This is a genomic window from Kocuria sp. CCUG 69068, assembly GCF_020833785.1.
Classification (GTDB): domain Bacteria; phylum Actinomycetota; class Actinomycetes; order Actinomycetales; family Micrococcaceae; genus Kocuria; species Kocuria rosea.
Map to the genome: position 1 here is coordinate 1 of NZ_PDDL01000173.1, position 4,327 is coordinate 4,327.

General features: G+C 72.6%; 5 protein-coding genes and 1 pseudogene. 4 read left to right on the plus strand and 2 right to left on the minus strand.

All coding sequences use genetic code 11. The features are described from left to right. Positions 1-254 (minus strand): FAD-dependent oxidoreductase (locus tag CRM73_RS18315; protein WP_229588693.1); only part of this gene is annotated, 254 nt, incomplete at its 3' end. A 149-nt stretch (positions 255-403) separates the two neighbouring features. On the opposite strand from CRM73_RS18315, the gene CRM73_RS18320 reads away from it, so the two are divergent. The 4 genes from CRM73_RS18320 to CRM73_RS18335 are packed head-to-tail and all read left to right on the plus strand — an operon-like array spanning position 404 to position 4,065. Next, positions 404-1,045, plus strand: coding sequence for an ABC transporter permease (locus CRM73_RS18320; RefSeq protein ID WP_017832050.1), 642 nt, complete (start codon positions 404-406; stop codon positions 1,043-1,045). Continuing rightward, the gene (locus tag CRM73_RS18325; protein ID WP_229588694.1) at positions 1,038-2,279 is read left to right on the plus strand and encodes an ABC transporter ATP-binding protein; all 1,242 of its coding nucleotides are present in this window, start codon (positions 1,038-1,040) and stop codon (positions 2,277-2,279) included. Before CRM73_RS18320 ends, CRM73_RS18325 begins: the two co-directional genes overlap by 8 nt. Further along, a complete protein-coding gene (locus CRM73_RS18330) occupies positions 2,276-3,088 on the plus strand; it encodes an ABC transporter permease (RefSeq protein ID WP_229588695.1) in 813 nt (270 codons plus the stop codon). Before CRM73_RS18325 ends, CRM73_RS18330 begins: the two co-directional genes overlap by 4 nt. Then, a complete protein-coding gene (locus CRM73_RS18335; RefSeq protein WP_035926006.1) occupies positions 3,085-4,065 on the plus strand; it encodes a glycine betaine ABC transporter substrate-binding protein in 981 nt (326 codons plus the stop codon). Before CRM73_RS18330 ends, CRM73_RS18335 begins: the two co-directional genes overlap by 4 nt. Here the strand turns inward: CRM73_RS18335 and CRM73_RS18340 are convergent. Continuing rightward, positions 4,023-4,327, minus strand: a pseudogene (locus CRM73_RS18340) (hypothetical protein); the annotation flags it as partial. The gene CRM73_RS18335 and the pseudogene CRM73_RS18340 overlap by 43 nt on opposite strands.

The window sequence follows — 4,327 nt, forward strand, 5'->3', positions numbered from 1 at the left end:
ACCGCCGCCGCGTCCGGCGGGCCGGTGACGGCCTCGGCCGCCCCGGCCACTCCGCGGGCGGCCTCGAGAGCCGCGCCCGGGCGCAGCAGCGCCTTCGAGGGCGTGCACGCCCAGTAGGAGCACTCCCCGCCCACGAGCTCCGCCTCGACGAGCGCGGCGCTCAGACCGCCCCGCACCACGCGGTCGGCCGCGTTCTCGCCGACCGGACCACCGCCGATCACCACCACGTCGTACCTGTCCCGGGGCTCTGTCATGCCCCGAGTCTGCCAACGGGCGCGCCGCCCGACAACAGCACCGACGGCGCTCGGGCAGGTGTGATCCGGGCCATCTCCATGCGAACGGAGTGCTAGCCTTCTTGCCAGGCCGGGTGACCACGTCATCGACGACGACCGAAGGGTGTGCCGTGATCGAGTACGTCTCCGACCGGTGGGAACAGATCCTCTTCGCCAGCTGGCAGCACTTCTCCCTGGTGGTCCAGTGCCTGGTCCTGGCCACGGTCCTGGCGGTGGCCCTCGCGGCGCTGTGCTACCGCTCGCCCCGGCTCACGACCGTGGCCAACAACGTCTCGGCCGTGGGGCTGACCATCCCGTCCTTCGCGCTCATCGGCCTGCTGATCGCCCCGCTGGGCTTCGGGGTGGCCCCCGCCGTCGTCGTCGTCACCTTCTTCGCCGTCCTCCCCGTCCTGCGCAACGCGCTCGTGGGGCTCGCCGGGGTCCCGCAGGCCACCGTTGAGGCGGCGCGCGGGCTCGGCATGAGCAGGGCGGCGACCTTCCTGCGCGTGGAGCTGCCGATGGCGTGGCCGGTCATCCAGGCCGGCATGCGGGTCTCGGCGCAGATGGTGATGGGCGTGGCCGCCATCGCCGCCTACGTGCTCGGCCCCGGCCTGGGCGGCTTCATCTTCTCGGGCCTGTCGCGGCTCGGGGGCGCCAACTCCTTCGCGTCGGTCGTCACCGGCGTCGTGGCCGTCATCGTCGTCGCACTCATCCTGGACGGGCTGCTCGTGCTGCTCGGCCGGCTCACCACATCGCGAGGTATCCGTGTCTGACTCCGTGACCACCCCCCGTACAGACTCATCCGTCACCGGGGCCCGGATCCTGCTGGAGAACGTCTCCAAGCGCTACCCCGGGCAGGCCAAGGCCGCGGTCGACGGCCTGACGCTGGAGATCCCCGCGGGCAGCATCGTCATGCTCGTGGGCCCCTCCGGCTGCGGCAAGACCACCACGCTGAAGATGATCAACCGGCTCATCGAACCCACCGAGGGCCGGATCGTCATCGACGGCCAGGACGTGACCTCGATGAACGGCGACGAGCTGCGCCGCGGCATCGGCTACGTGATCCAGGCCGGCGGGCTGTTCCCGCACATGAGCGTGGCCACCAACATCGGCATGGTCCCGAAGATGCTCGGCTGGGACAAGCAGCGCATCGCCGCCCGCGTGGACGAGCTGCTCGAGCTCGTCTCCCTCGACCCGGCCGTCTACCGCGACCGGTACCCGAGAGAGCTCTCCGGGGGCCAGCAGCAGCGCGTCGGGGTGGCCCGCGCCCTGGCCGCGGACCCGCCCGTGCTACTCATGGACGAGCCGTTCGGGGCCGTGGACCCCATCACCCGCCAGCGGCTCCAGGACGAGCTCATCAACATCCAGCACGAGCTGCAGAAGACCATCGTGTGCGTGACCCACGACTTCGACGAGGCGGTCAAGCTCGGCGACTGGATCGCGGTCTTCGACGAGGGCGCCCGGATCGTCCAGTACGACGCCCCGGAGCGCGTCCTGGCGGAACCGGCGGACGAGTTCGTGGAAGACTTCATCGGCTCGGGCGCGGGGCTCAAGCAGCTCACCCTCACCCGGGTCCGGGAGGTCGACCTCGTCCCCGCCGTGACCACCCGCCCCGGCGAGGACGTCCGGGCGGTGCTCGGGCGGGTCGACGAGGCGGGCACCCGGGACGTCGTCGTGGTCGACGACCGCGGCCGGCCGCTGTCCTGGCCCTCCCGCCGTCAGCTCGAGCGCTTCGGGATCGTTCCCGGGGAGCACAACGACCGCCTGCCCCTCGTCGGCACGAGTTCCACGCTCAACGACGCGCTGGACACCATGCTCGTCTCCAGCACGGGGGCGGCGCTCGTGGTGGGGCCGCGGGACCGGTTCGAGGGCGTCATCTACGTCGAGACCGTCATGGCCGCGATCACCGAGGCCCGCCGGGCCGTGGCCGCGGAGGACGCGCCCCTCGGCCACAACACGGGTGAGATGCCCGCGGTCAGCGCGAGCCCGGGAGGCGGGGACCGATGAGCGCACAGACCGAGCGCCCCGCCGCCGCGGAGCCGGAGCCCGCCGACGACCCCGTGTCACGCCCGGCCGCGGCCGACCCGGACCAGCGCACCTGGAAGGGCCTGCTCCTGCAGCCCGTGGCGATCCTCGCGGCGCTGGGCCTGCTCGTGCTCTGGCTGACCACGGCGGAGCTCACCGAGACGGAGGCCGTGACCCTGAGCCCCGCATCGCTGTGGGCCCTGACCCTGGAGCACCTGCAGCTGACGGTCGTGGCCACGGTGGTGGTCCTGCTCATCGCGATCCCGGTCGGCATCCTCCTGACCCGCAGACCGTTGCGCTTCCTCACGGGCCCGGTCATCGCGCTGGCGAACGTCGGCCAGGCCGCCCCGGCGGTGGGCCTCGTCGTCCTGTTCGCCTTCTGGTTCGGCTTCGGCTTCCGGGCGGCCGTGGTCGCCCTGATCGTCTACGCGATCCTGCCCGTCCTGAAGAACACGATGGTGGGCCTCGACGGGGTGGACCGCAGCCTCGTCGAGGCGGGCCGGGGCATGGGGATGAGCGCCGCCGCGGTCCTGTTCCGGGTCGAGCTGCCCCTGGCCGTGCCCGTCATGCTGGCCGGCGTGCGCACCGCCCTGATCCTGGTGGTCGGCACCGCGACCCTCGCCACGTTCATCAACGGCGGCGGGCTCGGGCTGCTGATCACCACCGGGGTCAACCTCAACCTCGTGCGGGTGCTGATCGCCGGCTCGATCCTCGTGGCGCTGCTCGCCCTCGCCATCGACTGGGTCGGCCGTGTCGTGGAGCACGTCGCGCGGCCGAAGGGACTGCGATGAGAACCTCCCGCGCCGCCGGCGGCGCCCTGCTGCTCTCCTGCGCCGGCCTGCTGCTGACCGGCTGCGGGCTCGAGCCGTCCACGGCCTACGTGCCCGACGCCGCGCCCGGCTCCATCCGGCCCGTCGAGGGCGCGGAGGGGACCGAGGTGCGGGTGACGTCCAAGAACTTCACCGAGCAGCTGATCCTCGGCAAGATCGGGGTGCTCGCGGTGCAGGCCGCCGGCTTCGAGACCGAGGACATCACCAACGTGCCCGGGTCCCAGCCGGTGCGCGAGCTCATGCTCTCCGGGGACGCCGATCTCACCTTCGAGTACACCGGCACGGCCTGGCTGACCTACCTCGGGCGGGCGGAGGGCATCCCGGACCAGCAGGAGCAGTGGCGGGCCGTGTACGAGGAGGACCTCGGCAACGGGCTGACGTGGGGAGCCCCGGCGGCCCTCAACAACACCTACGCCATGGCCGTGCGCTCCGAGTACGCCGAGGCCAACGACCTGGCGACCGTCTCGGACATCGCGGACCTGCCGGTGGCCGAGCGGACGTTCTGCGTGGAGTCGGAGTTCAACTCCCGCAGCGACGGGATGACCCCCCTGCTGGCCCACTACGGCCTGGACCGCGGCAGCGAGGTGCCCGAGGGCAACATCGGCATCTACGACACCGGCGCGATCTACTCGGCGACCGACGACGGGGAGTGCAACTTCGGGGAGGTCTTCTCCACGGACGGCCGCATCCCGGCCCTGGACCTGACCGTGCTCGAGGACGACCGGCAGTTCTTCCCCGCCTACAACGCCGCCCCCGTCTTCAGCACGGAGCTGCTGGACGAGTTCCCCGCGCTCGAGCAGGTCCTGGAGCCGATCGCCGCGGCGCTCACCGACGACGTGATGCAGGAGCTCAACCGGCAGGTGGACGTCGAGGGGCGGGACCCGGCCGACGTCGCCTACGAGTGGATGATCTCCGAGGGGTTCATCGTCGAGCCCTGAGCCCCGCCCGCCGGGCCGCCCCGGGCCGGCTCGCACAGGCCCAGCAGCCGGGCCGCCGCGGGCCGGGCGTCCTGCTCCTCCTGCCACAGGGAGCGGGCCACCGCCTTGGAGACCGCCTGCGGGGAGATGCCGAGCTCGGCGGCCACGGCCTTCTGCTGGCCGCGGGCCCCCGGCACGAGCAGGTCGACCACGCGCCACTCCGCGTCGCTGCGCTCCGCCACGATCCGGCCCAGCAGCCGCAGCACGGCCTGCGCCTGCGCCG

What these genes read in the sequence shown, in the direction of transcription:
- CRM73_RS18330 (WP_229588695.1), top strand. Translation starts at nt 2,276, where the DNA reads ATGAGCGCACAGACCGAGCGCCCCGCCGCCGCGGAGCCGGAGCCCGCC.
- CRM73_RS18335 (WP_035926006.1), top strand. Translation starts at nt 3,085, where the DNA reads ATGAGAACCTCCCGCGCCGCCGGCGGCGCCCTGCTGCTCTCCTGCGCC.